Raw genomic sequence first — 26,329 nt, forward strand, 5'->3', positions numbered from 1 at the left:
CCGCCTCACTTGACGAGCCAGCCCTGCTCGCCCGCGACCTGCTTGACGTGATCGAGGTCCTCCTTGATGAACCTGTCGAACTCGGCACCGGTCAGGAAGGTGTCGACCTGGGAGGTCTTTTCGATGTAGTCCTTCCACTCCGGCGTTGCCTGCACCTTCTTCATCAGATCGACATAGAACGCGGCCTGCTCCGGCGTGACCTTGCCGGGCAGCCATACCGTGCGCGGCTGCTCATATTGCTTGATGTCGAGGCCCTGCTCGACGCAGGTCGGAACATCGCTCCAGCCTTCGGTCGCGGTGACCTTGGGCCCTTGCGGCAACCGCTTGGGGCTGAACACGCAAAGCGGCCGCTGCGTGCCGCCGCGCCACTGGCCGATGCTTTCGCTGGGGTTGTTGACGTGGGAATCGAGATGTCCGCCAGCGAGCTGCACCGCGGTTTCGGCACCGCTCTTGAAGGGAATGTAGGTCAGCTTGACCTTGCCGGCCTTCTCGATCATGCGCGTCAGCACCTCGTCGGTGTCCTTGGACTGCGCGCCGCCCATCCTGAATTCGCCCGATGCGGCCGCCTTCAGATAATCGCCCGCATTCTTGTAGGGCGCATCCTGCTTGACCCAGAGCAGGAACTCGTCCTGCGCCATCGCAGCGATCGGGGTGAGATCGGTGTAGTTGAAAGCGACCTTGGAGACGAGCGGCTGCTGCCAGGCATTCGAGGTGCCGAAGATCACCTTGTAGGGATCGCCTGCGGAGGCCTTGCCGTAGACATAGCCTTCCGCGCCGCTGCCGCCGCCCTTGTTGACGACGACGATCGGTTGCTCCGTCAGCTTGTGCTTGGTGATGATGTTCTGCACCGCGCGCGCGAGATTGTCGGTGCCGCCGCCGGGCCCGGCGGTGGCGACGAACTCGATCGGCTTTTGCGGTTGCCAGGCGGCGAGCGCCGGCATGGTGCCGGCGAGCACGGTCGCGGCTGCGGAGAACAGAAATGTTGACGTCCGACCCATGTTTTCCTCCAGCTGATTTTCTTTTGTTCTTGTCGTATCGACGTCCGGTCAGGCGACGCGTTCCTCGCGCTCCCATGGCCGCCGCAACGATCGCGCCTTCTTTTTCGAGCGCTTCGATTTGTGTCTGGTCGAACCCGTACTCGGCCAGCACTTCGCGCGTATGCTCACCATAGAGGGGCGCGCCGGACAGCACTTTGCCTGGGGTCTCCGAAAACTTCACGGGAAGCCCGATCGTCTTCACGGGGCCGAGCGTGGAGTGATCGACCTCGACGACCATCTCACGCGCCAGCGTCTGCGGGTCGCTGAGCGCCTCCAGCATGTCGTGAACGGGCCCGCACGGCACACCCTTCTCGTCCAGCGCCGCCAGCCAATGCGCCCGCGACCTGGTGCGGAAGCGCTCGCTGAGGACCGTCTCGAGCTCCTTCAGGTTCGCCATGCGGTCGGAGCCGGTGACGAAGCGCGGATCGGCGGCGAGCTCGCTCGCGTCGAGCGCTTCCAGCATCAGCAGCCAATGCTTCTTGTTGGCGCCGCCGACCACGAGCCAGCCGTCGGAGGCCTCGAAGGCCTGGTACGGCGCGTTGAGCGGATGGGCCGAGCCCATCGCGCGCGGCGCGGTGCCCGCGGCGAGCGCGATAGTGGATTGCCAATAGGTCTGCACCAGCGCGGCCTCGTAGAGCGAGGTCTCGACCCACTGCCCTTCGCCGGTCTTGAGGCGATGGGTGTAGGCGGCCAAAATGCCCATGCTTGCGAGCAGACCCGCGGTGATGTCCGACAGCGGCGGACCGCATTTGACGGGCGGTCCATCCGGGCGCTCGCCGGTGAAGCTCATGATCCCGCTCATCGCCTGTGCGACGAGGTCAAAGCCTCGGCGGTCCTTGTAGGGACCGGTGCGGCCGAAGCCGGACAGTGAGCAGTAGATCAGCGCTGGATATTGCTTGTGCAGCTCCTCATAGCCGAAGCCGAGGCGCTCCATGGCGCCGGGCGCAAAATTCTCGACCAGCACGTCGGCCTCCGCGACCAGCCGGCGCAGCACCTGCTTGCCGCCGTCGGTCTTGAGATCCAGCACGATGCCGCGCTTGTTGCGGTTCATCATCAGGAAGGAGGCCGCCTCCTCGCCGATCTTCGGCGGCACGGAGTGACGGGTGTCGTCGCCGTTGGGTGATTTCTCGATCTTGATGACGTCGGCGCCCATGTCGGCGAGCATCAGGGTGCAGGTCGGCCCCGCCATCACATGGGTGAGATCGACGACCTTGAGGCCGGCCAGCGGTCCCGAACGGCGAGAGATGGATTGCGAATGTTGCATCGGGCGTCCTATTGGCCGCGCCATTGCGGCGCGCGCTTGTTGAGGAAAGCATCGAGCCCTTCGCGAAAATCCTGGCTCGTGTAGCACATCAGGATGAGGTCTTCGCCTTCGTCCGGGGTCAGCCGCCTTTGCAGGCGGGCGACCGCCTGCTTGGTCGCGTTGAGCGTCAGCGGCGCATGGCTGGCGAGCAGCCGGGCAACCTCCTCACTGCGCCTGTCGAGTGCTGGGATGTCATCGACGACCTCCCCGAGCAGCCCGATGCCGGCGGCTTCGGCGGCCTCGACCAGGCGCGCAGTGAAGATCAGATCCTTGACGCGGGCGGCGCCGATCAGCGCGGTGAGACGGCTGACATTGGACATCGACAGGCAGTTGCCGAGCGTCCTGGCGATGGGAAAACCGATTTTCGCGCTTTGCGTGCCGATGCGGAGGTCGCAGGCTGCGGCGATGCCGGCGCCGCCGCCGGTGCAGAAGCCGTTGATCGCGGCAATGGTCGGCACGCGGCATTGCTCCAGCGTGGTGAGCACCCGATCGATCCGGTTCTCGTAATCGATCGCGTCCTGCGGCGTCTTGAACTCGCGGAACTGGTTGATGTCGGTGCCGGCGGCGAAGGCCTTGTCGCCGGCCCCGCGCAGCACCAGGACCTTGATCGATTGATCATCGTTGGCTTCCTTGCAGATCGCCGCGAGGCGTTCGTACATGGCGAAGGTGAAGGCGTTGCGCGCCTGCGGGCGGTTGAAGGTGATCCGCCCGATGCCGTCGTTGCATTCAAAAACGAGGTCGTCCGCCTCCGCTGCCAGGTCCATTTCCTCTTGTTTTTTACATTTTTGAATGCAAAATTTGGGATAAGCAAGCTGGAACTTGCAGATTTCGACTAGTTACCGCGTTTTTGCATTCAAACGGGAGCGGCGGTGCCATGCTTCACGAGGACGTCGTCGGCCGTATCCGCGCCATCCTGCTCGACGGTGAGATCCCGCCGGGCGCGCGGATTCCCGAGCGCGAGCTGTGCGAACGGCTGCAGATCTCGCGCACGCCGCTGCGCGAGGCGCTGAAGGTGCTCGCCGCCGAAGGCCTCGTGCAGCTCCTGCCCCATCGCGGCTCGCGCGCGGCAAAACTGACCGACAAGGACATGCGCGACCTGTTCGAGGTCTGCCAGGGCCTCGAAGCGCTCGCCGGCGAACTCGCCTGCGAGCGCATCAGCGACGCCGAGATCGGTGCGATCGCAGCGGCCCATGACGAGATGGTGCGGCATTATCGCGAGGGCGATCTGATCCAGTATTATCGCGGCAATCGCGCCATCCACGAAGCCATCGTCGCCGCCGCCGGAAACCCCGCGCTGGCCGGGCTCTATACGTCGGTGACCGCGCGCATCCGCCGCGCGCGCTACGTCACCCCGATGACGCCGCAGCGCTGGGCGCTCGCCGTGAAGGAGCACGAGGCGATCCTGAACGCGCTGCAGCGGCGCGACGGCGCCGGCCTCTCGCATATTCTGCGTGCGCATCTGCGCCACAAGCGCGAGGAGGTTCTGCAGGCCGGCTTCGCCGAGATGGAAGCGAGCGACCTCGGCTTGCGGATCGCATAAGATTTTTGCAGCGACGATCCAGGGAACACAATCGCGACACAATCGCTGATTGTTCCTTGCTCATTCCACCATCACCGCCAATCCGTTTCCTCTTGCGAGCCTGTCCGAACCGGCGCAGCATCGCGCGGCCGGCCCAAGGCCGCATCACGCGCGAACAATCGTGCGGATCAAAACAGAAAATGGAGGAACGAATGACACTTGATGTCTCACGCCGGTCCCTGCTCGCGCTCGGTGCCGGCCTTGGTGCCAGCGCACTGCTTGGCAGCAGCGCGATGGCACGCGCGCCGAAGCTCGGCACCCAGACGCCCTACTGGCATCGCTTCATTCTCGGCGATGCCGAAGTGACCGTCGTCTCCGACGGACCGCTGCCGCTCGGCGATCCGTCCGGCACCTTCACCGGCGTTCCCAAGGAAGAGGTGAAGAAGATGCTGGCGGACAATTTCCTGTCGCCTGACAACGTCGTACTCGAGCAGAACTCGCCGATCGTGAACACCGGCGACAAGCTGATCCTGTTCGACACCGGCATGGGCTCATCCAAGATGTTCGGCTCCAGCACCGGGCGACAGCAGAAGAGCATGACCGAGGCGGGCATCAAGCCGGGGGATATCGACGCCGTGGTCTGCTCGCACGCCCATATCGACCATATCGGCGGGATCGTGGATGACGGCGGCAAGCCGCTGTTCCCGAACGCGCAGATCTACATCTCGCAGACCGATTTCGACTTCTGGACCGACGAAGGCAAGCTGGGGAGCGCGGCCAAGGACTTCGTCGTGCACGCCCGCAAGAACCTGCTGCCGGTCCGCGACCGCATCGTGTTCTTCAAGGACGGCCAGGAATTCCTGCCCGGCGTGCAGGCGATCGCGGCGCCCGGCCATACCGTCGGCCACACCATCTTCATGGTCTCCTCGGCCGGCAAGTCGTTCGCTTTCCTCGGCGACCTCTCGCACCATTCGGTGCTGCTGCTGGAGCGGCCGCGGATGGAATTCTCCTACGACACCGACCCAAAGCAGGCGGCGGAATCGCGCGTAAAACTGCTGACCATGCTGGCGGCGAACAAGACGCCGGTGATGTCCTATCACTTCGCCTGGCCCGGCTACGGCCATGTCGCCAAGGCCGGTGAAGGGTTCCACTATTATCCCGAACCGATGCAGATGACGCTGTAGCCGGCGACATCACGCCCGGGTCGCTCATGTGCGGCCCGGGCGCGTTACCTGATCCGCGTGCGCGACTAGGGGAATGGTCCCTGACCAATTCCCCTCGTCGAGCATTTTCCGGAGCATTTTTCGGCAAGGCAGGCCCGTTCCAGGCAAGAGCCCGCCCCATTGCTCGGCTAAGTCTCCGCTCGCATCATTCATCGCCGCGAGAGCGCAACGCCCCTTGCGCACTCCGGCTCGAAAATGCCGAGGAGACATGCCATGAAGATCGTCGTGATCGGCGGTACCGGTTTGATCGGATCCAAGCTCGTGGCGAAGCTGAAGCAGCAGGGTCATGAAGCCGTGGCCGCCTCGCCGAAATCGGGCGTGAATGCCGTCACCGGAGAAGGTCTCGCGGCCGCGCTGGCCGGCGCCGACGTCGTGGTCGACGTTGCCAACGCACCGTCCTGGGAACCCGCTGCCGTGCTCGAATTCTTCCAGCGTTCGAGCCAGAACCTCGCGGCGGCAGAAGCCGCAGCCGGCGTGACGCATCACGTCGCGTTGTCGATCGTCGGCACAGATCGCTCGCCCGACATCGCCTATTTCCGGGCCAAGCTGGCGCAGGAGGGCATCGTCAAGGCCTCGTCAGTGCCCTACTCGATCGTGCGCGCCACCCAGTTCTTCGAATTCCTCGGCGCCATTGGCGACGCGGGAGCGATCGACGGCAAGATCGTCGTTCCATCGGCGGCGTTCCAGCCGATCGCATCCGACGACGTGGTCGCTTGCCTCGCGGAGGTCGCGGCCGGACGGCCGCTGAACGGCACGATCGATATCGCAGGACCTGAAAAGGCGCCGTTCAACGAGTTCGTTGCGCGCCGCCTGAAAGCAGCCGGCGACAGCCGCCCCGTGGTGGGTGACGCCAAGGCCGGATATTACGGCTCCCCCATCGACGACACCTCGCTGGTCCCGCTCGGCGAGGCCAGGCTCGGGACAACGCCGCTCGTCGCATGGCTCGCGAAAGTGAGCCAGCCGTAGGCCGCCAAACCTCGGCGCGATGCAATTTCGCATTCGCCCGATTGTCCTTGCCGATGCGACATCACTGCTTCGAGGATCAGGCCGGCCGACGCGCGTCGAGGGCGGCGCGCCGGTCGATCCAGGATCTGAGCGCTCAGCTGCGCGAGCGGTCCTCGAGCTCGCGCAACAGCCGTTTGGCATCCGAGCGATCGCCGCCGTCAGGTTGGCCGGTGAAGAACTGCAATTCTTGCTGCAGCAGTGCACGTGCACGGTCCGTCTCGCCCCTGGCGGCGAGCAGGCTCGCCAGCCCCTCGGCGGCGCGCAAGCCAAATCCCCGCTGACCGCGCCGATGGGCGAGCGCCATGGCCAGCTCGAAATTCTGCTCTGCAAGCGCGACGTCGTTGATTTGCGCATGGGAAGCAAACCGCCCTTCCAGACGCAGGCACTCGACCTCGTACCAATAGTTGCCGCCCCGTCCGAAGACATCGCGCACCTGATCGAGGCAACGCCGGGCGTCCGCCAGCCTGTCGGCACGGATATAGGCCTCTGCCAGCCAGCAAAGATAGGTCGGCAGCCAGTACACGAGGTGCGCCGTCTGCAGGAAGTCGCGCTGCTTCTCCAGCACATCGATGCCCTCCGCGAGGCGACCGCTTTCGACGTCAGCCCAGCCGAGAAATGTCCGCGCCACCGAGACCCAGAGCGGCAGTTCCCGCCTGATCGCGCCCTCGAGCGTCCGCTGTGCGAGCGCCCGAACCGTCTTCACGTCCCGCTCCAGCGTATAGAGCATGCAGACATGGGCGAAGGCGTAGCCGAGGGTATGGGCATGGGACAATTGCTGCGCGTGCTCGAGTGCCTCCCGGCCGTGCGTGATCGCATCGGTGACCCGGCCGACCAGCCAGCTGCAGATGCACAGGTTGGACAGGCTCGTGATCTGCACGTCGGTGCCGTATGTCACGGCCGTCGCACGGTCTGCGACAGCATCGTAGAGCTTGGCCGCGCGTTCGAGATGGACGCACGCCTGCTCGGTCTCCCCGTCGAGCAGCGACGTGCCGAGCAGCCGATGGCCGACCATCCGATCGGCCCTCGTTCCCTTTTGCTCGGCGAGCGCAAGAAAGTCGCGCGCCAGCGTACCGGCCTCCCGCACATTGCTTGCAACGCGCAGGTAGGACCATCTTGCGTACAGCGCCGGGAAGATGCGCGGATCGTTGTCGAGGGCGCGGCAGAGTTCGATCGCACGGCTGCTCACGTCAGCGACCGCGTCGGCGCCGAATCCCTGCAGCGCGATCGTCGGTCCGATCAACGCGATCTGGGCGTTCAGCTCCAGATTGTCCCGTTCGAGCCCCGCGGGAAGCCTCCTGATCTCCTCCAGCGCCATGTTGAGATCGGCGATTGCCTCCAGATTTGCCGAGCGCTCTGCGGCCTGCTGGGCCGCTTTGAGCCACATCTGCGCCGCTCGGGAGGTGCGCCCGGCCTCGGACAGGTGCTGCGCGAGATACCCCGGTTCGGTGCTGGCAACCTCCGGCAGATGGAGCTCGATCTCCTCGGCCACGCGGTCGTGAAGCTCCCGCCTCTGCCGTTTGAGAAGCGAATAATAGGCGACGTCCCGGACCAGGGCATGTTTGAAGGAGTAGACCTTTTCGTCCTCATCGCGCTCGAGCCCGATCAGTCCGGAGGCTCGCAGCCGCTCGAGGGCGGGTTCGAGGGCGTCCTGGAGATCGCCCGCAACTGCGGCGAGAAGCCGGTGCGAAAAGCTTCGGCCAATCACAGAGGCGAGCTGCGCGACCGCCTTGGCATTGCCAAGCCGCTCCAGACGCAGCATCAGGGAATCATAGAGCGCCGATGGCACCTCGGAAGGTCCGCTGGCGCCGGCCCTGCTGACGCCGGGGTCGACCTGCCCGGTCTCGAGAGCCGCCGCCGCCAACTCTTCCACGAACAGCGGCACACCATCCGATCGCGCGACGATCTGCTGGAGCAACTGGCTTGGCAGCTGCTTGTCGCGGACCACCGAGCCGGCGAGATCGCGGCAGTGCTCGTCGTCGAGACGCTGAAGCACGATGCGCTGGATCATCGGCGACACGTTACCGATGACGGATGCCCGGCTGGTGACCACCAGGAGGTTCCGCGTGCCCCCGATCTGGCCGGCAATGCGCTCGACGATCTCGATCGTCGACGGATCGGCCCAGTGAAAATCCTCGATCAGGATCAGGCTGGCATCGCCGCGTGTCTGCGAGATCAGCAGCCGCACCGCCGCATCGCGCGTCTTGCGACGCTGCTCATGCGCGTCGGGAATGGTCGGACCTGACACAGCCGGCACCGGCAGACCGAGCATCTGACTGATCAGCGTCAACTGCTCCTCGTCGCCGCCGGATGTCGCGGCCATGAAATCACGCAGACGCGCCGAGTTCACCTCGGCGTCTTCATCCCTGCCAATGCCGACACGCTGCTCGAGCGCTCTGATGATCGGGTATAGCGGGGTATTCTGATGGGGGCCGGAGGCCTGGATTGCCAGGATCAGGTCGTCCGGCAGCGCGGCCCTTTCGATCAGCTCCAATGCCAGGCGTGACTTGCCGATGCCGGGCTCCCCGGTGATCTCCACCGTACGTCCCTGCCCGGCCTTCGCCAGCTCCCATGCCTGCAGCAACTGGTCCAGTTCGGCGACCCTGTCGACGAGACGCGAGGCATTGCGATGGCGGGCGCGGTGGCCGGCGCCGTCTTCCGACGCCTCGCCTGCGACGAGAAAGACCTCGACCTTCCGCGACAATCCCTTGAGTGAGCGCATGCCCAGCGGCTGCAGGGCGAATCTGCCGCGCAGCAGGCGCTTGGTCTCGCCGCTGATCACGAGTGAATCGGGCTCGCCCATTTCCAGCAACCGGAACGCGATATTGGGCGTATCGCCGACGATCTCGGTTGCATCGTGCACGTGGCCCGGCCCCGCCCTGCCGATCACCGCTACTCCCGTATGCACGCCGATCCGGACCCGAAGCGGCTCCTGGATCGCCGCGGTCGCGCGCTCGCTCAGTTCGCGAAGCGCCCGCAACAGCAGCAGGCCGGAGCGTACCGCGCTCTCGGCCTCGTTTTCCGATGCGAGCGGATAACCGAACTCGGCACGAATGCCGTCCCCAATATAGTTGACGACGCTGCCCCCGGCATTCCTGATGCACTGCGAGCTGATCGCCTGAAATTCCAACAATATCTCGCGCAAATCCTCGATGTCGCAGCGCTCCGAGAGGCCCGTCGAATCGACGACGTCACAGAACAAGACCGTGAGCTGACGGCGTTCGGTTGCTCTGTCGCGAGGATCGTCCATCACTCGTCCCGGAATTCTGACATTGTTCGGCGTTTTCGATCGGGCGCCGATACCTTCTTCCTGGGGTGACAAGATTGCGTCATTCTTCCCAAACAAGTCCATAACGCGTTCAGCGACTATCCGTCAGCCACACTGTCTCGATTACTCGGGGCGAGCTCAGGGCTGAGCAGATCCGCGAAGAACGGATTCAGCATACGCCCGTTCGGATCCTTTCGTCTGACCTGGTCAGAGAACTCCGTCCATCTCGCACGATACGCCGCCGTGACATGGTGCCTCGTGATGAACGGGCTCTGGTTCAGCAGAGGAATGCCATTCCTCTTGGATGCAAACTCATTGAACTCCTCCAAAAACCGATCCCACGCCGGCCTGTCCGTATAGGCGTGAATGGGATCGACTGAAAAAACATCCCCGTCATGCGAGTAGGACAGCAACGAATGTTCGTCCTTCCGGATGAAGTAGGAGCCAAGCGCCATGTTGCAGCGGAAGTCGTGCTCCCTGAAATACTTTTCGCTGAAGTCCACGTAGTCGCGCAGCACCTGCAGCCATTCACCGCGCGGAAATGCCCAGAATGTGAATGCATAGCGCGCCGATGGCCGCGTCTGGCTGTAGTCGATCGTCTTGTCGGGATTGTAGAGGGTCGCGCCGCCGACAAGGTGCAGGAACGACATCAACAGCTTGTTGCCCACGAACCAGGTGTCGAGCGTTGCATCCCTGAGAGGCTTGCTCGGAATGCTGCTGTCGATGAACCTGCCGACGCGGGCTTCTCCAAAATTCCAGAGAGTGCGGCGGCTGGCGGCGAACAGCGATCCGAACGGTCCAACCCGGTCGATCGGGTGGCGCGTCTGGAAATGCGCCTTCCGGCCGACTGTCCAGCAGATCAGCCCCCGCGACGCATCGATGATCCCGTCCACCTCCTTCTCGGTCAGCTCTCCGATCGGTCGCGGTAAATAGCGGAAATGGATCGCCTCCAGCGGCTTGATCCGAAACGTCACCTCGTAGATGACGCCGGACAAGCCGTAACTCGAACGCATGAAGTACATCAGACCCGGGTCGTTTTCCTCCGATGCTTCTGCGAGCTCCCCGCTGGGCGTCACCCATTTGATCGCCGTGATGTACGAGCCGACCTGGCCAAACTCGCCGCCATCCAGTCCGTCCTTGGTGTGGCAGCAGGCCGCCGCCCCCAGCGTCATATTCCCGATCTCGATATTGGTCATAAACTGGAGGTTCATCGCCCGCAGCGCCCGAGATGCGACGATGAACTGCAGGCCCGCCTCGGCTGTGAACGTCATGTCATGGGGATCGATCCTGATGATGCGGCTCATCCCGGACATGTCGATGATCGTCCCGTCCGAGGATGCGCAAGGCGTCAAGGAATGATAGCTGCCCATGGCCCGGACCGGGCTTGGGTAGCGGCCAGCATCCTTGAGGATCGCTCTAATCTCGTCGACGGAGCGCGGCGACACCAGTTGCGCGGGAGAGCTCGTGATCCCGCCATCGTAATTGTGAACCGTACTGCCCATCTGCGTCACCCCCTTGACGGCGAAACACGCAACTCAAGATGGCTCTTCTGTCCTGCCGACGCCGGTGTCGGCCTGGTCCTCGCGAGGTTGAAGCGCGTTGCCGCGCAGCCTCGCCTCGCTCACGCAAATTCAGCCGGGCCGCCTGATGCACCCCACGGCTGCCGGGCATCCTATCCGAGCAAACATTCAACCGACAGGGGAAAGTGTACGACCTGACGACCACGGCCTCCGGCAAGTCGCGTTGGCAAGCGGGCATTTTGGTGGTATGGAAGTGCATTTACTGGTTGCAAGTCTAAATGATTTCACGCGTTTGTTTGGGAGCGTCAATGTCCCGCGAGAACGATGGCTTTGTCTACCATCGTGGCCTGCTCCAAGCGGTCCTGGACGTCGTCTATCGGGTCGTCAACTTTTTCGTCAGATGGGACCACCTGCCGACCCTGCTCGGATCAGCCAATCTTTCGGTGTTCCGCGAACGGCTGCGGGAGCACAACCTCCACCACGCCGGCTACGGCACTGCACCACCCGGCTGGAAGACCGGCAATGACCGCTGGCGTTCCGCCGACGGCTCGTTCAACAGCCTCGACCACCCGCGCATGGGCATGGCGGGTGCCCGGTTCGGACGAAATTTCCCGCTGCCGGAATGCGTGCCAGACAGCGGAGACAACTTGCTCGAACCAAGCCCGCGGGTGATTTCGCAGGTATTGCTGGCCCGCGACACCTTCATTCCCGCGACCAGCCTCAATCTGCTGGCCGCCGCCTGGATCCAGTTCGAAACGCACAACTGGTTCAGCCATGGGCTGCCCCGGCCGGAAAACGCGTTCAAGATCCCGCTGGAGCCGGGCGATACTTGGCCTGACCCGGTCGACGGCTGCATGCAGATCCGGCGCACGGTTCCTGACAACACGCCGCGAGAACCATGGCTCGGCGCGACACCCACGTTCTGCAACATCAACTCACATTGGTGGGACGCGGGACAGATCTACGGCAGCAATCGCGAAAGACAGATGGAAATCCGGTCCAAGGCCGACGGAAAGATCAAGGTCGGCGACGATGGAATGCTTCCTCCAGATCCAGATCATCAAGGCGCCGATCTCACCGGTTTCAACGACAATTGGTGGGTCGGGCTCAGCCTGCTGCACAATCTCTTCGCACGCGAGCACAATGTCATCTGCGATGGCCTGAAGACGCGGTATCCGAGCTGGAATGACGAGGAGCTGTTCCAGCGCGCGCGCCTGATCAATGCGGCCCTGATCGCGAAGATCCACACCATCGAATGGACGCCGGGCATCCTCGGCCATCCTGCGCTGGACTTCGGCATGCACGCCAACTGGTCGGGGATACCGAACCGGGTGCTGCGGGCGGTGCTCGGAAAGAACAGCGAAGCCGCCTATGGCATCATCGGTTCTCCGACGGACCAGCACAGCGCGCCCTATGCGATGACCGAGGAATTCACCGCGGTCTACCGCCTGCACCCGCTGATTCCGGACGACGTTGACCTACGACGGCTCGACGTCGCGGGGGTCGAACATTGCAAGCTGGTGGATATGCAGGGAGGCGCCTCCCGCAAATTCATGAAGAGCCACGGCTTCGTCAATCTGCTGTACTCGTTCGGCACGGTCCATCCCGGCGCCATTCGCCTGCATAATTACCCGAACTTCCTTCGCCAGTTCACAAAGGAGGGTCAACCGCTGCTCGACATGGCGGCGATCGACATCATGCGCGACCGCGAGCGCGGCGTGCCGCGCTACAACCGCTTTCGCGAGCTGGTCGGCAAGAAACGGGTCAGGACATTCGAGGAAATCACCAGCATTCCCGGCGCGGCAAAGAAGATGCGCGCGATCTACAAGGGCGACGTCGACCGCGTTGATCTGATGGTCGGACTGTTGGCCGAGGACCTGCCGGACGGCTTCGGCTTCAGCGACACCGCCTTCCGTATCTTCATCCTGATGGCCTCGCGACGTCTCAAGAGCGACCGCTTCTTCACCGACGACTACCGGGCGGAGGTCTACACCGACTTCGGTCTGGACTGGGTCCAGAACAACGGAATGAAATCGGTCCTGCTGCGGCATGTGCCGCAGCTCGGCCCAGCGCTCGAGGGCGTCAACAACGCCTTTGCGCCCTGGAACGTGTTGAGGAGCTGAGCCGTGGCCCTCATCATCACCATCCCGGGCCTCGTTCGCCTCGCCATCGTCAGCGATCCGGACGAACTCCGCCGCGTCAACGATGCGGCCGTGGTCGCCCGCCCGCTGTCCGGCCGCGGAGGCCTGTTCAATCGCTCGGTCGCGGCGAAGCTTGCGGTTTTCCGCACGCCCGATGGCGACATCTGGCCGGCGTTTCGTGACCGGCACGATCCGCTGCGCGCGGAGCATCAAAAAGACCTCGAAGGCGTGCTTTCGCATATCGAGCCGTTGTTGCAGCGGATCGCGCCGGAGATCGCCGAGCTCAGCAACTATGTCGGCGGCGGGCGGCTGCGACGCAGCTTGGGCGTAGTCGTTCAGCAGGCTGTCGGCCGGCTGTTCCGTCCCGGCTATGTCGCGAGCGAAGAGTCCTACGAGGCCGCGCGCACGTTGCAGGCATGGTTGGCGGCCTGGCCACTGCGCGCATGGTGGATCAGGTACAGCGGCGCGCTGCAAGCCGCGCTCGATCGAATCGAGGCGGTCTCGGAACGAGACATGGCTTGCGCGCACGCGACCGCGCTCGCCATGGAGAACATCGTCAAATCGATCGAACTGATGCGCGAGCTGGCGCTGCAGGGCGGCAATCTGGCGAAGATCGACCCGAAGGATGCGATGCTTCGCACTTTGCGCGCGCCGGCACACGTGGTCCGCGAGGCGCGCGATGGAGATTTCGTCGATTTGATCCGGCTGCGGTCGCGGACGCTGGTCCTCCTGGCGGTCGAAACGGCCCACCAGCAACGCGCCTCCGATCCGGGATCAGCATTCTTTGCTGGTAGCTGGAATGAGTGCCCCGCGCACGGCCTTGTCCCGGCCTTGCTCAGCAAGGTCTGGCAGGTGGCAAAAGACCAAGCGCAAGGCGGCGCGTGAATGCGCCGCGGAAGAGTCGTCGGCAAGCGCCGTGAGATCAGCAGCCGAGCTTGTCTGCGATCCCGCCAAAATCCTTCGCCACGATGTCCCAGTTGCCGGTCGCCTCGAAGTCAACCTTCTGCAGCGGCCCGTACTCCGTCGGCCGCGCAACGAAGGCCGTCCTGAGCCCGTGCTTCTGGGCGGCGGCGAGATCGCCGTTGTGGGCGGCGACCATCATCACCTGTTCCGGCTTGAGGCCGAGCAGGCGCGCGGCGCCGAGATAGGTTTCGGGATCGGGCTTGTAGTGCTCGAACAGCTCGGCCGACATGATGAGATCCCACGGCAGGCCGGCAAACTTAGCCATGTTGGTGAGCAGTGCGACATTGCCGTTCGAGAGCGGCGAGATCACGAATTTCGTCTTCAGGCGCGTCAGGCCGGCGACACTGTCGGGCCAGGGATTGAGGCGGTGCCAGCCCTTGGTGAGGTGATCGAGATCGGCGTCGGTGAGGCCCTTGATTGCGAACCTCTCGACCAGCTGCTCCAGCGAGCGGCGGTGCAGATCATCGAGCATGACATAGCCGCGCTCGGGATGCTTGCGCACCTCGTCCATGGAGGCCATGTACATGCCGCGCCAGCCGTCGACCAGTGCAGTCCAGTCGGCACTGATGCCGCGCTGCCCGCTCCACCACATGAAGTCGGTGATGAGGCTGGTGCGCCAGTCCACAACAGTACCGAACACGTCGAAGACGAGGGCTTTGACGGCGGAAAGGTCGGATGTTGTGGTCATGCTCTGCTCCGCTATTCACTGCGCCCAATACGCATGAGTTATGGCTTTAAAGCATGATCGTTTCCATGCAACAATAGCGATAGTCCGGCACAGCAAGCACGTCAAAGACGAACGAGGTGACGGGCCTCGACCGGTTGGAGGCAACGCAGCTGCTATGACCAATCCTGTCGCCTTTGTGCTGCTCGACGATGCCCGCCTTCCAGCCACGGAGGTCCTGATCGAGGCGTTACGCCGCCGACATCCCGGCTTGCTATGGGGCCCAGCCGCGGCAAAAATGCAATCCGACAACGCGAGGCTCATCCGCGCGGGCGATCATCTCATAGCCATCGCCTTGATTTCGGCGCCGATGCCGTTCGAACAGCAGCTTTGGCAGCAAGCCTCCTGGATATGGCCGGACGCGTTCCAAGCGGTGAGGCGACACCGCGCTCACCTGATGGTCTCGTCGATGGGCTCTGCCGTGGATGAGGCAGAAACAGCCGAGCTGAGCACGATCGAAAGCACACGTCTCACGACGGCCGTCGTCGGCGGCCTGGTCGAGTCGCAACCAGGCTGTCTCGGGGTCGCCTGGAGTGGAAAAATCGGCCGCTCCCCCGAGATGTGGCTGGAGCAGTCACGCAGCGCGTTTGCCCCTTATCCAGATCAACCGTTCGCATTGTGGATGGAGATCGTCCCCTACCGTTCGGGCAAGACCATAGGCGCCTTTACGGTCGGATTGTCCGCGTTCACTGGACGAGAGATCGAGTTCGAGGTGGATGGGCTCGATCAACACACCGTCGCCATTCGTGTCGCACAGCTTTCAGCATACCTTATCGGAAACGGCTCGGACGATGGCCCCGAGAGCGGCGCGGTGTTCGAGCCCGACTCCGAGATCGATCATCGCGTTGCGGTGCTTCACCGCAATTCGCGCTTCAACATCGGGCCGGTCATCTCATTCTCATCCCTCGATGATCGATGCGGGAGAATCAGGACCTTTCCGATCATTCCCGCCGCAATCGCCCGAAATCATCCGTTGCTGGTCATGCTGGGCAAAGTCGGGCTTTTCGATCCGGCACAGGCCGAGAACCAAATCAGGCTCAGGCCGGATCACTACCAATCGGAGGTCCGCCTCGAGAGCTTCGATCGAGGCATCTCGCAAGCGCTGTCGGGCATGATCGCGACCGACAAGTATGCCGAGGCCGACACGAACGCGCGCCGCGCGCTCGCGAGCGGAGACATGGCATCTGCGAGGTCCAGTCTCCAGCCCTGGGCCGAGGAAGTCGGCCAGCTTCAGACGGCCGCCAAGCTCGGCCTGACCTTGTGCGACTTGTTCCTGTTCATGCCCGCGCCGCTCCGCAGCCCGTAGCAGACAGACGATGGATCAAGTCCGCGGCGGGGCGTCCGACTGAACTAGGCGGATCGCACGCGAAACGGTCGCGACATCAATCCAAATGGAACTTGGCGAGCTCGCGGTGCTCGGCCTTGATGTAGCGCACGGTGCCGGTGACGGAGCGCATCACCACCGTCTCGGTCTCGATCACGCCGTCCTTGCGGAATTTGACGCCCGACAGCAGCGAGCCCGTGGTGACACCGGTGGCGGCGAACAGGCAGTCGCCGCGCGCCATGTCCTCGATGCCGTAGATCATCTTGGGATCGTTGACGCCCATCTTGGCGGCGCGCTCGCGCTTCTCGTCGGAATCGAGGATCAGGCGGCACTGCATCTGGCCGCCGATGCAGCGCAACGCCACGGCCGCGAGCACGCCTTCCGGCGCACCGCCGGTGCCGAGATACATGTCGACGCCGGTGTTGTCGGGGTCGGCGCAGTGGATCACGCCGGCGACGTCGCCGTCGGTGATGAGGCGCACGGCAGCTCCCGTCGAGCGCACGCTCTCGATGATACTGGCATGGCGCGGACGGTCGAGCACGAGAACGGTGATGCCTTCAGGCTTGACGCCCTTGGCCTTGGCGAGGCGGCGGACGTTGTCAGCAGGCGAAGCATCGAGCTCGACGACACCCTTGTCGTAGCCGGGGCCGATCGCAAGCTTCTGCATGTAGACGTCGGGGGCATGCAGCAGCGTGCCGCCGTCGGCCATCGCCATGGTGGCGATCGAGCCCGGCATGTTCTTGGCGCACAGCGTGGTGCCTTCGAGCGGATCGACGGCGATATCGACCTGAGGGCCGGCCTTGAGGCCGACCTGCTCGCCGATATAAAGCATCGGCGCCTCGTCGCGCTCGCCCTCGCCGATCACGATGGTGCCCTGGATCGGCAGCTTGTTCAGCTCGCGCCGCATGGCGTCGACCGCGGCCTGGTCGGCCGCCTTTTCGTTGCCGTGCCCGCGCAACCGCGCCGACGACACCGCCGCCCGCTCCGTCACCCGCACGATCTCCAGCGTGAGAATGCGCTCGAGCAAGGCGTGCGGGGGGACTTCAATATGGGTCGACATCGGCTAACTCCTTCGAAGACGTTTGGGACGGAAATCTCCGTCCGCATCAACTCGTAACACCCACAGTTCGTTCGAACCGTGTCATTGTTTGAGCATGACCTTTCCGGAAAACCGCTTCACACTTGTCCGGTCATGCTCTAGTTCTTCTCAATCCTTATGACCTGCGGCCGTCCGCGGATCACCTTGTCCTTCTGCACGGCGGCGAGCGCGCGGCGCACCGCGTCCTCATGCGTCGCGTAGGTGATCAGGATGACGGGCACAGGCACCGCCTTGCCGTCGGCACTCGCAGCGCCGCCATTGGGATGACGCTGCACGATCGACTCGATCGATATCTTCTGTTCCGCAAGCCGGGTCGCGATCGCGGCGGCAGTGCCGGGGAAATCGCGCGCCAGCAGGCGGATGTAATAGCCGCCTTCATGCCGCTCCATCGGCGCCTTCGCGGTATCGCGCAGTTGCGCGATCGGCCGGCCGAACGGATTGGCCCGGATGCCGCGCGCAACGTCCGCGATGTCGGCGACGACGGCGGATGCCGTCGCAGCACCGCCGGCGCCAGGGCCGACCAGCGTGATCGGCGGAATGCCCTCGCCATCGATCGTGACCGCGTTGGTGACACCCATCACCTGCGCGATCGAGGAGGATTTCGGCACCATGGTCGGATGCACGCGCTGCTCGATGCCCTTGGCGGTGCGAACGGCAACGCCGAGCAGCTTGACGCGGTAACCGAGCTCGGCGGCCGCGCGCAGATCTTCCGGCGCGATGGAGGAGATGCCTTCGACATACACCGCGCTTTGAGCAACTTTCGTGCCGAAAGCGAGGCTGGCGAGAATGGCGAGTTTTTGCGCGGTGTCGTGGCCGTCGACGTCGAAGGACGGATCGGCCTCGGCATAACCGAGCCGCTGTGCGTCCTTCAGGCACTCGGCAAAGGAGAGGCCCTCCTGCTCCATCCGGGTCAGGATGTAATTGCAGGTGCCGTTGAGGATGCCATAGACGCGGTTGATGCCGGTTCCGGCAAGACCTTCGCGTAACGTCTTGATGACGGGAATGGCGGCGCCGACGGCTGCCTCGAAATTCAGCGCGCCGCCGTGCTTTTCGGCGGCCTTCGCCAGCTTGATGCCGTGCTTGGCGAGCAGGGCCTTGTTGGCGGTGACGACGGACTTGCCGGCAGCGAGCGCAGCTTCAACCGCGGAGAGCGCGGGGTCGCCCGCGCCGCCCATCAGTTCGACGAAGCAGTCGACCTCGGGATGGGTGGCGAGCGCAAGCGGATCCTTGGCCCATTCGACGCCGCGAAGGTCAATGCTGCGCTTCTTGCCCTTCGAGCGCGCGGTGACGGCGACGACGCGAATGCCGCGCCCGCTGCGCCCCGTGAGCACACGCGCTTGCGTTTCAATCAGACGGACGACTTCGGCACCCACGGTGCCGAGCCCCGCTATGCCCACTTTCAGGGGTGCGACCATGATGCTTTCAGAAAACCTGTCGAAGAGAACTAGCGCCGGTTGGCGAGCGGAACGACGTTGTGCAACGTTTCGATGCCGCTTTCAAGGAAGCGGCGCACGCCGCGCGCGGCCTGCCTGATCCGTTGCTCGTTTTCCACCATGGCGATGCGGACATATCCTTCACCATGCTCGCCGAAGCCGACGCCTGGCGACACCGCAACGCCGGATTTCTCCACCATCAAGGTCGCGAACTGCATGCTGCCGACGCCGCGGAAGGCTTCCGGCAACGGCACCCAGGCGAACATCGATGCCTCCGGCGGCGGAATTTCCCACCCCGCCCGGCCGAATGATTCCACCAGCGCATCGCGGCGCTTGCGATAGGTGTCGCGCATCTCCTTGATACAATCGTCCGGGCCGTTCAATGCGGCGGTCGCGGCGACCTGCACCGGCGTGAAGGCGCCGTAGTCGAGATAGGATTTGACGCGAGCGAGCGCTGCGATGACACGCTCATTGCCGACCGCAAAGCCCATGCGCCAGCCGGCCATCGAGTAGGTCTTCGACATCGAGGTGAACTCGACCGTAACGTCCATCGCGCCCGGCACCTGCAGCACCGAGGGCGGCGGGTTGCTCTCGTCGAAATAGACCTCGGCATAGGCGAGGTCGGACAGGATCAGGATCTCGTGCTTTTTCGCGAAGGCGACGAGGTCCTTGTAGAAGTCCAGGCTCGCGACATAGGCGGTCGGGTTCGAGGGATAGCAGACGACCAGCGCCAGGGGCTTCGGGATCGAATGCACGATCGCCCGCTCCGCCGCCTCGAAGAATTGCGGGGTCGGCTCGGAGGGGACCGAGCGGATCACGCCGCCCGCCATCAAAAAGCCGAATGCGTGAATCGGGTAGCTCGGGTTCGGACAGAGGATGACGTCGCCCGGCGCGGTGATCGCCTGCGCCACGTTGGCAAAGCCTTCCTTGGAGCCGAGTGTCGCCACCACCTGGGTGTCGGGATTGAGCTTCACGCCGAAGCGGCGGGCGTAATAGGCGGCCTGGGCCCGACGCAGCCCGGGAATGCCGCGGGAGGCCGAATAGCGGTCGGTGCGCGGCTTGCCGAGCGTTTCCTTGAGCTTCTCCAGCACATGCGGCGGCGCCGGCAGATCCGGATTGCCCATGCCGAGGTCGATGATGTCGGCCCCGGCATTCCGCGCGGCCGCCTTGGCCCGATTGACCTGCTCGAATACGTAAGGCGGAAGGCGGCGGATGCGGTAAAATTCTTCCATGGCTCTCTGGGCTCCGGGCAACCGGTCAGGACAGAATCGACTGGCCACAAGCGCCGATCGCAAAGGCGCCCGCTTCTGCCGCAAAATGGCTCAAAATCAAATGCTTAGAGCATTTTTCGGCGACAGAGGCTGAAGTCGTTCGCCCTGACTCACGGCTGAACTGAGGTCTTTTAGCACGGCAAGACGGGGGCGCCAGCGATTACCTTGCACGGCCTCATTTGGCGTCTTTGGCGGCAACGGCCTGGCGGTCGCGCGCGGCGGCGAGCTCCGCCTCGATCTTGGCCCGCTGGTCCGGCGGGATGACCGCCTGATCGCGCTCCGGCGGCAGGTCATGCACCGGCAAATAGGTGCCGGGCTCCTTTGGATGGGCCTGCGCATCCGCAGGCGTGAGATCCGCGAGCTGACTCGAGCAGCCGCCCAGCGCGAGCGCTGCCATCAGCAGCGCGCCACGGATCGGCAGCGACTTTTGCAGGTCCCATAACGCCAACACTTGGGAAATCCCCTACACGTCCCAAAGCACGGCCCCGGGGCAAACCTACCCGACCCCGTGCCCAAGCTCAAACCATTGCTGCCCAAATGGTCCGAGCGAGAAAACAGCCCGGCACTACCAAGCCGGGCGGTGCGGCCTGATTATGACGGAACCAAGAAAACTTGTCGCAGTGCAGCACATCTTCGCGCGTGTTTAACGCCAAACCTGCGAGCTTCGCGGTGACGAATACGGAATGAATCGTTACTGTTCTGCCCATGAGTACCGCCACGACCGACAAGCCCGGCTCCGGGACAGCCAAGTCCGAGACGAAGTTCGATGCGGAAGCCTTCGCGATGAATGTCGCGCGGGCGATGGAAAGCGGCGGCAAGGCGCTGGCTGCCTACCTCAAGCCGCGCGAGAGCGGCGAGGTGCAGGACCGGCCGCCGGCCGAGCTTGCCGAGGTCGTCAAGACCTTCACCTCGGTCGCCGAGTACTGGCTGTCGGACTCGTCCCGCTCGTCGGACATCCAAACCAAGCTCGCCAAGGACTATCTCGACCTCTGGGGCTCGGCGGCGCGCCGCATGGCCGGCCAGGACGTCGAGCCGGCGATCGCGCCCTCGCCGCGCGACAAGCGCTTCGCCGATCCGGAATGGAAGTCGAACCAGTTCTTCGATTTCGTGATGCAGCTCTATCTGCTCACGACCAAATGGGCGCAAGAGCTGGTGCGCGACGCCGACGGCCTCGATCCGCATACCCGCCGCAAGGCCGAGTTCTACGTGCAGCAGGTCACCAATGCGATCTCGCCGTCGAACTTCGTCCTGACCAATCCGGAAGTGCTGCGCGAGACGGTGGCGAGCAGCGGCGAGAACCTGGCGCGCGGCCTGAAGATGCTGGCCGAGGACATCGCAGCCGGCAAGGGCATGCTGAAGATCCGCCAGTCCAACCCGGACAACCTCGTCGTGGGCGTCAACATGGCGACGACGCCGGGCAAGGTGATCTACCAGAACGAGATGATGCAGCTGATCCAGTATTCGCCGACCACGGAGAAGGTGCTGCGCACCCCGCTCCTGATCGTGCCGCCCTGGATCAACAAGTTCTACATCCTCGATCTCAAGCCGGAGAAATCCTACATCAAGTGGTGCGTCGACCAGGGCATCACCGTGTTCGTGATCTCATGGGTCAATCCCGACAAGCGGCTCGGCAACAAGAGCTGGGAAGACTACATGAAGGAAGGCCCGCTCACGGCGATGGACGTGATCGAGAAGATCACCGGCGAGATGAAGGTGCACACCGCCGGCTATTGCGTCGGCGGCACCATGCTCGCGACCACGCTGGCCTGGCTTGCCGAGAAGCGCCGCCAGCGCGTGAGCTCGGCGACGTTCTTCGCGGCGCAGGTCGACTTTACCCATGCGGGCGATCTCCTCGTGTTCGTCGACGAGGACCAGATCGCAGCCCTCGAGCACGACATGAAGACGGCCGGCGTGCTCGAAGGCTCGAAGATGGCGATGGCCTTCAACATGCTGCGCTCCAACGACCTGATCTGGTCCTACGTCGTCAGCAACTACCTGAAGGGCCAGCAGCCGAGCGCGTTCGACCTGTTGCACTGGAATTCGGACGCGACGCGCATGACGGCGTCGAACCATTCGTACTACTTGCGCAACTGCTATCTGGAGAACCGGCTCTCGACCGGCACGATGGTGCTCGACAACACCCTGCTCGACCTCTCCAAGGTGAAGGTGCCCGTCTACAACCTCGCCACCCGCGAGGACCATATCGCCCCGGCCGAGTCGGTGCTGTACGGCTCGCAGTTCTTCGGCGGCCCCGTGAAATACGTGCTGTCCGGATCAGGCCACATCGCAGGTGTTGTCAATCCGCCCGCCTCGAACAAGTACCAGTACTGGACCAACGACAACATCAAGGACGTCACCGTCGCCGAATGGATGAAGGGTGCGGTCGAGCACAAGGGCTCATGGTGGCCGGACTGGCGCGAATGGCTGGGCAGCCTCGATCCCGAGGAAGTCCCGGCGCGCAACGTCGGCAGCGAGGCTCTGCCCCCGATCGAGGACGCGCCCGGCAGCTATGTCAGGGTTCGCGCATAGCGGACGCTGCCGTGCTCTTGTATAGACTCGCTCTCAACTCAGCGACGACAGAGGGGACCGGACTATGACGCGCGAATTGTTCTGGCTGACACTGACGGTGATCCTGACCGGGATCCTCTGGATTCCCTACACCATCAACCGCTGCCAGGTGCGCGGGCTCACTGGCGCCATGGCCAACCCCTCGCGCGGCGACAAGCCTCAGGCCGAGTGGGCCAACCGCCTGATGTTCGCGCATGACAACGCGGTCGAGAACCTCGTGCTGTTCGCGCCGCTGGTGCTGATCCTGAACGCGATCGACTATTCCTCGAAATGGACCGTGCTCGCCTGCGCCGTCTATTTCTGGGCCCGCGTCGCCCACCTGATCGTGTACGCGCTCGGCATCCCGGTGTTTCGCACCCTCGCCTTCACCGTCGGCTTCCTCGCGCAGGCCGTGCTGGTGCTGGCGATCTTCAAGGTGGTCTGACCTCGCCCGGAGGCGGGCTCATGCCCAGCTGCTCCAGCCCGGATTTTTACCGGTTTCAGGAGCGGCGTCGAGGTTCGCCGTCGACAAGCACTCACCAGGCGTAACGGACGACCCCCGTCCCTGCGTAGCTGCGCATGACGCTGGAAAACTCGCCTTCGAATTTGCCGGCGACTGAAAAGACCAATGAGTGTCGCGATGAATTGTCGAGCATACCTCCGTCCGTCGCCCCGCATCCCGGAATCCGCCTTCCGCAAACATCCAAATGCCCGGCTCAGCCGGACCGAAAAGAATTGTTTTCGGACCTATCACACGCGGGTCACGCGCTCGCTCAACGCGCATTGATCTGACGCTTGCCGTCTGGCCGCGCGCAGTTTCACGCTGTCTTGAGACATGGGGGCAGGCACGAGCTGTACGCTCGCGCAATCCCGAGATAGTGTCGCGTGCTGGCGGCAAGCGAAGCGAGGAAGCCGTGATGCGGATCCTTTTGCCGATCATCGCGATGATCGCGCTCACCGGAGCTTGCAGCGAGGCCGGCGCGCAGGCGCGATGCCCTGAGTTGATCCGCCTGCGTAGCGCGGCGGTCGAGGCCTCAAAGCCGATAACGCGCGCTTTGATGTCGAGCCGCTGCGATGCTTATATTAGCGCGTCCCTCGCCTGGAGCGCCGTGGTCGACTATGCGCGCGACCATCAGGACGTATGCGATGTTTCCAATCGCCTGCTGAGCGACCTCGAGAAATATCATCTTGATAGCGTGACCGCCCGCATCAACGTGTGTGCCGGCCGGCCTGTTCGGCCGTTCCCGGCCGACGTCGTTCTCCAATGAGGAACGTCGCGCGCGCCGCCGAAGCGGCGCGGCGCTGCGTCCAGGGCATGACAGCGCGCCCCTACTCCTCCGGCAGACCCAGCATCAGCCGCATGTTCTGCACGGCTGCGCCCGAGGCGCCCTTGCCGAGATTGTCGAGCCGCGCGACCAGCACCGCCTGGTGATATTTGTCGCTGGCGAAGACGTAGAGCTCGAGCATGTTGGTCTCGTTGAGCGCTTCCGGCTCGAGCCGGCCGCCCTTGCTCGCCTCGTTCTGCAGCGGCATCACCTTGACGTACTTTGAACCGGCATATCGCTTGGCCAGCGCGGCCTGAAGGTCGGCACCGCCCGGCTTGCCCGGCAGCGTGTCGAGCTGGAGCGGCACCGAGACCAGCATGCCCTGCCGGTAGTTGCCGACCGAGGGGATGAAGATCGGCCGCCGCGTCAGGTTCGAATAGAGCTGCATCTCCGGCAGATGCTTGTGCTCGAAGCCGAGACCGTAGAGTTCGAAGGACGGCGCGCTGCCGTCTTCAAAGCTCGCGATCATCGACTTGCCGCCGCCGGAATAGCCGCTCACCGCGTTCACGGTGACGGGATAGTCCTGCGGCAGCAGGCCGGCATCGACGATCGGACGGAGCAGCGCGATCGCACCGGTCGGATAGCAGCCGGGATTGGAGACCTTCTTCGCCGCCTTGATCTTGCCGGCCTGGTCCGCCGCCAGCTCCGGAAAGCCATAGGCCCAGTCCGGAGCGACCCGGTAGGCGGTCGAGGCATCCAGCACCTTCGGTCCCGCCGCGCCCATGCTGTCGACCAGCGCCACAGTTTCCCTGGCAGCGTCATCGGGCAGGCAGAGGATGACGAGATCCACCTCCTCCATCAGCGCCTTCTTGGCGGCGGGATCCTTGCGCTTGTCGTCAGCAATCGTCTTCACGACGACGTCGTTCTGGAGCTTCAGCCGCTCGTTGATGCCGAGCCCGGTGGTGCCCGAGCCGCCGTCGACGAAGACGGTTGCGGGCTTTTTCGCAGCGCCGGTGGCCGGGGCTTTCGTGGTTTCCGTGAGGCTCATGGTACGCTCCTTTCGAGCTTGTCGGTTTCGGCCGCGAAGGCTTCCGGCCTCACGTCCTGCATCAGTTGCGCGATCTGCCTGGCATCGGCGTCGGCTTGCGCGCCGAGCGCGTTTGCGATTGCCGTATAATCGGCGTCGGACTTGTGCTGGTTGAGCTTGAAGCTGCCCTCGACCTCTTCAACCGTCATGACCAGACCTACGATTCCCTTCTTCATCGCTTCCAGCCGGCCCGCCGTCATCTTGCCCGAGGTCCACGGCTTCTTCGGCAGCAGCCAATTCTCAAACTTGTCGCTGAGCGTATCGACCTGCACCGAGAGCTCCTCGTCTGACAACGGCCGTACCGGCCCGCTCAGGTGCACCGACTGGTACAACCAGGTCGGCACCTGATCCGGCGAGACGTACCAGTCCGGCGATACATAGGCATCGGGGCCGTTGACCGCGAGCATCCAGGCGGCCGCGCCGTCCGCCAGCTTTACCAGCGGATTGTGACGGGCGACATGAAAGGCGGCCTGCGGCGTGCCATCTGCGGCATAGGTCAAATAGAACGGCAACGGCGAAGCGATCGGCTTCCTGCCGTCGAAGGCGCACATGGTGCCGAAGCCGCGCTCTTCGGCGAATTTCAGGCTCGCGGCGCGGTCCTGCTTGAAAAACGGTGGCGTGTACATCGTGGTCTCCTGCTGGGCCTCCTTGGGGGAGCCGCCGGATCAGATCGCGCTGACAGGAGAGAGGATGCCGCGGATCGGGTCCAGCGGCAAAGACGATGATCTCAAACGCGATCGACCGCCCAAACCGCTAAGCTGCGGCGGCGGCGACGAGCGAACAGAATGGTCGCGGCGTTGATCATGGCGCGCGGCTATAAGGCCAGTCGCGGTTCCCGTCAAGGTCCGGTCAGAACAACCGCCAGATCCATTCCATGATCTTCGCGATCACGTCGCCGAACAGCAGCAGTGCGGCCGACCAGATCAGGGCCGACACGAAATTGGCGGCCTGGAAGCTCCAGTACGGCATCTCGAAAATGCCGGCCGCGAGCGGCACCGAGGCACGCAAGGGGCCGAAGAAGCGGCCGATGAAGATGCTGGGTATACCCCAGCTCCGCACAAAGGCCTCGCCCCTGGGCAGCAGCTCCGGATAGCGCGAGAGCGGCCACATCTGGGCGACGTGTTCCTTGTAGCGGTAGCCGAACCAGTAGGAGACCCAGTCGCCCAGCGCGGCGCCAAGGCCGCCGGCGATCCAGACCGGATAGAAGCTGATGCCGCTCACCCCGATCAGCGCGCCGATCGCCACCAGCGCGCCCCAGGCCGGGATCAAGAGCGAGATGAAAGCGAGCGACTCGCCGAAGGCCAGCAGGAACACGATCGGAGCTGCCCAAGCCTGGTGAGCGCGCACGAAATCGGCCAGGGCGTGCGCAAACTGCTCCATTCCGAAATAGCCTTCCCGCCCGCCTCAAGGTGCTGCTCGATGAAAACGACTGGTAAGCCAAGGGCTTGTGTGACATCAAGTCACAAAAGCCGATCCAAACGGGTGCGAGATGTCAAATTGCCGGGAACTAATGGCAGTGGGGTGTAAAATCGCCGGGATTGGCCCGTAACCATGCCACTTGGCCGGCCCGGCGGTAACCTTTCCAAGCCAGAAGTGGCATAGT

21 protein-coding genes and 1 pseudogene are annotated in these 26,329 nt (G+C 64.0%); 9 read left to right on the plus strand and 13 right to left on the minus strand.

Annotated elements, in window-relative coordinates; all coding sequences use genetic code 11:
• Positions 1-5: 5 nt before the first annotated feature.
• From A5906_RS29855 to A5906_RS29865, 3 genes and pseudogenes are all read right to left on the minus strand, one after another.
• Positions 6-998 carry a Bug family tripartite tricarboxylate transporter substrate binding protein gene (locus A5906_RS29855; RefSeq protein ID WP_080138771.1) on the minus strand — a complete coding sequence of 331 codons (993 nt, stop codon included), beginning with the start codon at positions 996-998 and terminating at the stop codon, positions 6-8.
• Between the two features lie 48 nt (positions 999-1,046).
• Positions 1,047-2,301 (minus strand): annotated as a pseudogene (locus tag A5906_RS29860) (CaiB/BaiF CoA transferase family protein).
• Positions 2,302-2,309: 8 nt separating this feature from the next.
• Entirely contained in the window at positions 2,310-3,104 is a 795-nt protein-coding gene (locus A5906_RS29865; protein ID WP_080138772.1) for an enoyl-CoA hydratase/isomerase family protein, read from the minus strand.
• 110 nt (positions 3,105-3,214) lie between these two features.
• On the opposite strand from A5906_RS29865, the gene A5906_RS29870 reads away from it, so the two are divergent.
• The 3 genes from A5906_RS29870 (at position 3,215) to A5906_RS29880 (ending at position 6,048) form a co-directional block, all read left to right on the plus strand.
• Entirely contained in the window at positions 3,215-3,880 is a 666-nt protein-coding gene (locus tag A5906_RS29870) for a GntR family transcriptional regulator (protein ID WP_080138773.1), read from the plus strand.
• A 191-nt stretch (positions 3,881-4,071) separates the two neighbouring features.
• A complete protein-coding gene (locus A5906_RS29875) occupies positions 4,072-5,043 on the plus strand; it encodes an MBL fold metallo-hydrolase (protein ID WP_080138774.1) in 972 nt (323 codons plus the stop codon).
• Between the two features lie 252 nt (positions 5,044-5,295).
• Positions 5,296-6,048, plus strand: coding sequence for an SDR family oxidoreductase (locus tag A5906_RS29880; protein ID WP_080138775.1), 753 nt, complete (start codon positions 5,296-5,298; stop codon positions 6,046-6,048).
• Positions 6,049-6,181: 133 nt separating this feature from the next.
• Here the strand turns inward: A5906_RS29880 and A5906_RS29885 are convergent, their stop codons facing one another.
• Positions 6,182-9,334: an ATP-binding protein gene (locus A5906_RS29885; protein WP_161495450.1), complete on the minus strand. Its 3,153-nt coding sequence runs from the start codon at positions 9,332-9,334 to the stop codon at positions 6,182-6,184.
• A gap of 116 nt (positions 9,335-9,450) precedes the next feature.
• Positions 9,451-10,854 (minus strand): FAD-binding protein, encoded by a 1,404-nt coding sequence (locus A5906_RS29890; RefSeq protein ID WP_136615569.1) that lies wholly within the window; start codon positions 10,852-10,854, stop codon positions 9,451-9,453.
• 326 nt (positions 10,855-11,180) lie between these two features.
• On the opposite strand from A5906_RS29890, the gene A5906_RS29895 reads away from it, so the two are divergent.
• Both A5906_RS29895 and A5906_RS29900 read left to right on the plus strand, forming a co-directional pair.
• A complete protein-coding gene (locus tag A5906_RS29895; RefSeq protein ID WP_080138778.1) occupies positions 11,181-12,995 on the plus strand; it encodes a peroxidase family protein in 1,815 nt (604 codons plus the stop codon).
• A gap of 3 nt (positions 12,996-12,998) precedes the next feature.
• Positions 12,999-13,898, plus strand: coding sequence for a hypothetical protein (locus A5906_RS29900; protein ID WP_080138779.1), 900 nt, complete (start codon positions 12,999-13,001; stop codon positions 13,896-13,898).
• Positions 13,899-13,935: 37 nt separating this feature from the next.
• Here the strand turns inward: A5906_RS29900 and A5906_RS29905 are convergent, their stop codons facing one another.
• Positions 13,936-14,664 (minus strand): haloacid dehalogenase type II, encoded by a 729-nt coding sequence (locus A5906_RS29905; RefSeq protein WP_080138780.1) that lies wholly within the window; start codon positions 14,662-14,664, stop codon positions 13,936-13,938.
• Positions 14,665-14,818: 154 nt separating this feature from the next.
• Between A5906_RS29905 and A5906_RS29910 the strand changes: the two genes are divergently transcribed.
• Positions 14,819-16,006 carry a hypothetical protein gene (locus tag A5906_RS29910; protein ID WP_080138781.1) on the plus strand — a complete coding sequence of 396 codons (1,188 nt, stop codon included), beginning with the start codon at positions 14,819-14,821 and terminating at the stop codon, positions 16,004-16,006.
• A gap of 76 nt (positions 16,007-16,082) precedes the next feature.
• On the opposite strand, the gene glpX is transcribed toward A5906_RS29910, so the two are convergent.
• The 4 genes from glpX to A5906_RS29930 all read right to left on the minus strand — a co-directional run bounded on the left by glpX (position 16,083) and on the right by A5906_RS29930 (position 20,278).
• Entirely contained in the window at positions 16,083-17,084 is a 1,002-nt protein-coding gene (glpX, locus tag A5906_RS29915) for a class II fructose-bisphosphatase (RefSeq protein WP_080138782.1), read from the minus strand.
• Positions 17,085-17,221: 137 nt separating this feature from the next.
• Positions 17,222-18,538 (minus strand): homoserine dehydrogenase, encoded by a 1,317-nt coding sequence (locus A5906_RS29920; RefSeq protein ID WP_080138783.1) that lies wholly within the window; start codon positions 18,536-18,538, stop codon positions 17,222-17,224.
• 29 nt (positions 18,539-18,567) lie between these two features.
• Positions 18,568-19,788, minus strand: coding sequence for an LL-diaminopimelate aminotransferase (locus A5906_RS29925; protein ID WP_080138784.1), 1,221 nt, complete (start codon positions 19,786-19,788; stop codon positions 18,568-18,570).
• 214 nt (positions 19,789-20,002) lie between these two features.
• Complete coding sequence (locus A5906_RS29930) at positions 20,003-20,278, minus strand: hypothetical protein (RefSeq protein WP_080138785.1); 276 nt, start codon at positions 20,276-20,278, stop codon at positions 20,003-20,005.
• A 254-nt stretch (positions 20,279-20,532) separates the two neighbouring features.
• Between A5906_RS29930 and A5906_RS29935 the strand changes: the two genes are divergently transcribed.
• The 3 genes from A5906_RS29935 (at position 20,533) to A5906_RS29945 (ending at position 23,642) form a co-directional block, all read left to right on the plus strand.
• Positions 20,533-22,356 (plus strand): PHA/PHB synthase family protein, encoded by a 1,824-nt coding sequence (locus A5906_RS29935; RefSeq protein ID WP_080138786.1) that lies wholly within the window; start codon positions 20,533-20,535, stop codon positions 22,354-22,356.
• 64 nt (positions 22,357-22,420) lie between these two features.
• Positions 22,421-22,819, plus strand: coding sequence for an MAPEG family protein (locus A5906_RS29940; RefSeq protein WP_080138787.1), 399 nt, complete (start codon positions 22,421-22,423; stop codon positions 22,817-22,819).
• A 499-nt stretch (positions 22,820-23,318) separates the two neighbouring features.
• The gene (locus A5906_RS29945) at positions 23,319-23,642 is read left to right on the plus strand and encodes a hypothetical protein (RefSeq protein WP_136615570.1); all 324 of its coding nucleotides are present in this window, start codon (positions 23,319-23,321) and stop codon (positions 23,640-23,642) included.
• 61 nt (positions 23,643-23,703) lie between these two features.
• On the opposite strand, the gene argC is transcribed toward A5906_RS29945, so the two are convergent.
• The 3 genes from argC to A5906_RS29960 form a co-directional block, all read right to left on the minus strand.
• Positions 23,704-24,687, minus strand: a complete 984-nt coding sequence (gene argC / locus A5906_RS29950) for an N-acetyl-gamma-glutamyl-phosphate reductase (protein ID WP_080138789.1) — start codon at positions 24,685-24,687, stop codon at positions 23,704-23,706.
• The gene (locus A5906_RS29955; RefSeq protein WP_080138790.1) at positions 24,684-25,352 is read right to left on the minus strand and encodes an FMN-binding negative transcriptional regulator; all 669 of its coding nucleotides are present in this window, start codon (positions 25,350-25,352) and stop codon (positions 24,684-24,686) included. Before A5906_RS29955 ends, argC begins: the two co-directional genes overlap by 4 nt.
• A 223-nt stretch (positions 25,353-25,575) precedes the next feature.
• Complete coding sequence (locus tag A5906_RS29960) at positions 25,576-26,106, minus strand: DedA family protein (RefSeq protein ID WP_080138791.1); 531 nt, start codon at positions 26,104-26,106, stop codon at positions 25,576-25,578.
• Positions 26,107-26,329: the final 223 nt, after the last annotated feature.

It is taken from the genome of Bradyrhizobium sacchari (assembly GCF_002068095.1).
GTDB lineage: Bacteria > Pseudomonadota > Alphaproteobacteria > Rhizobiales > Xanthobacteraceae > Bradyrhizobium > Bradyrhizobium sacchari.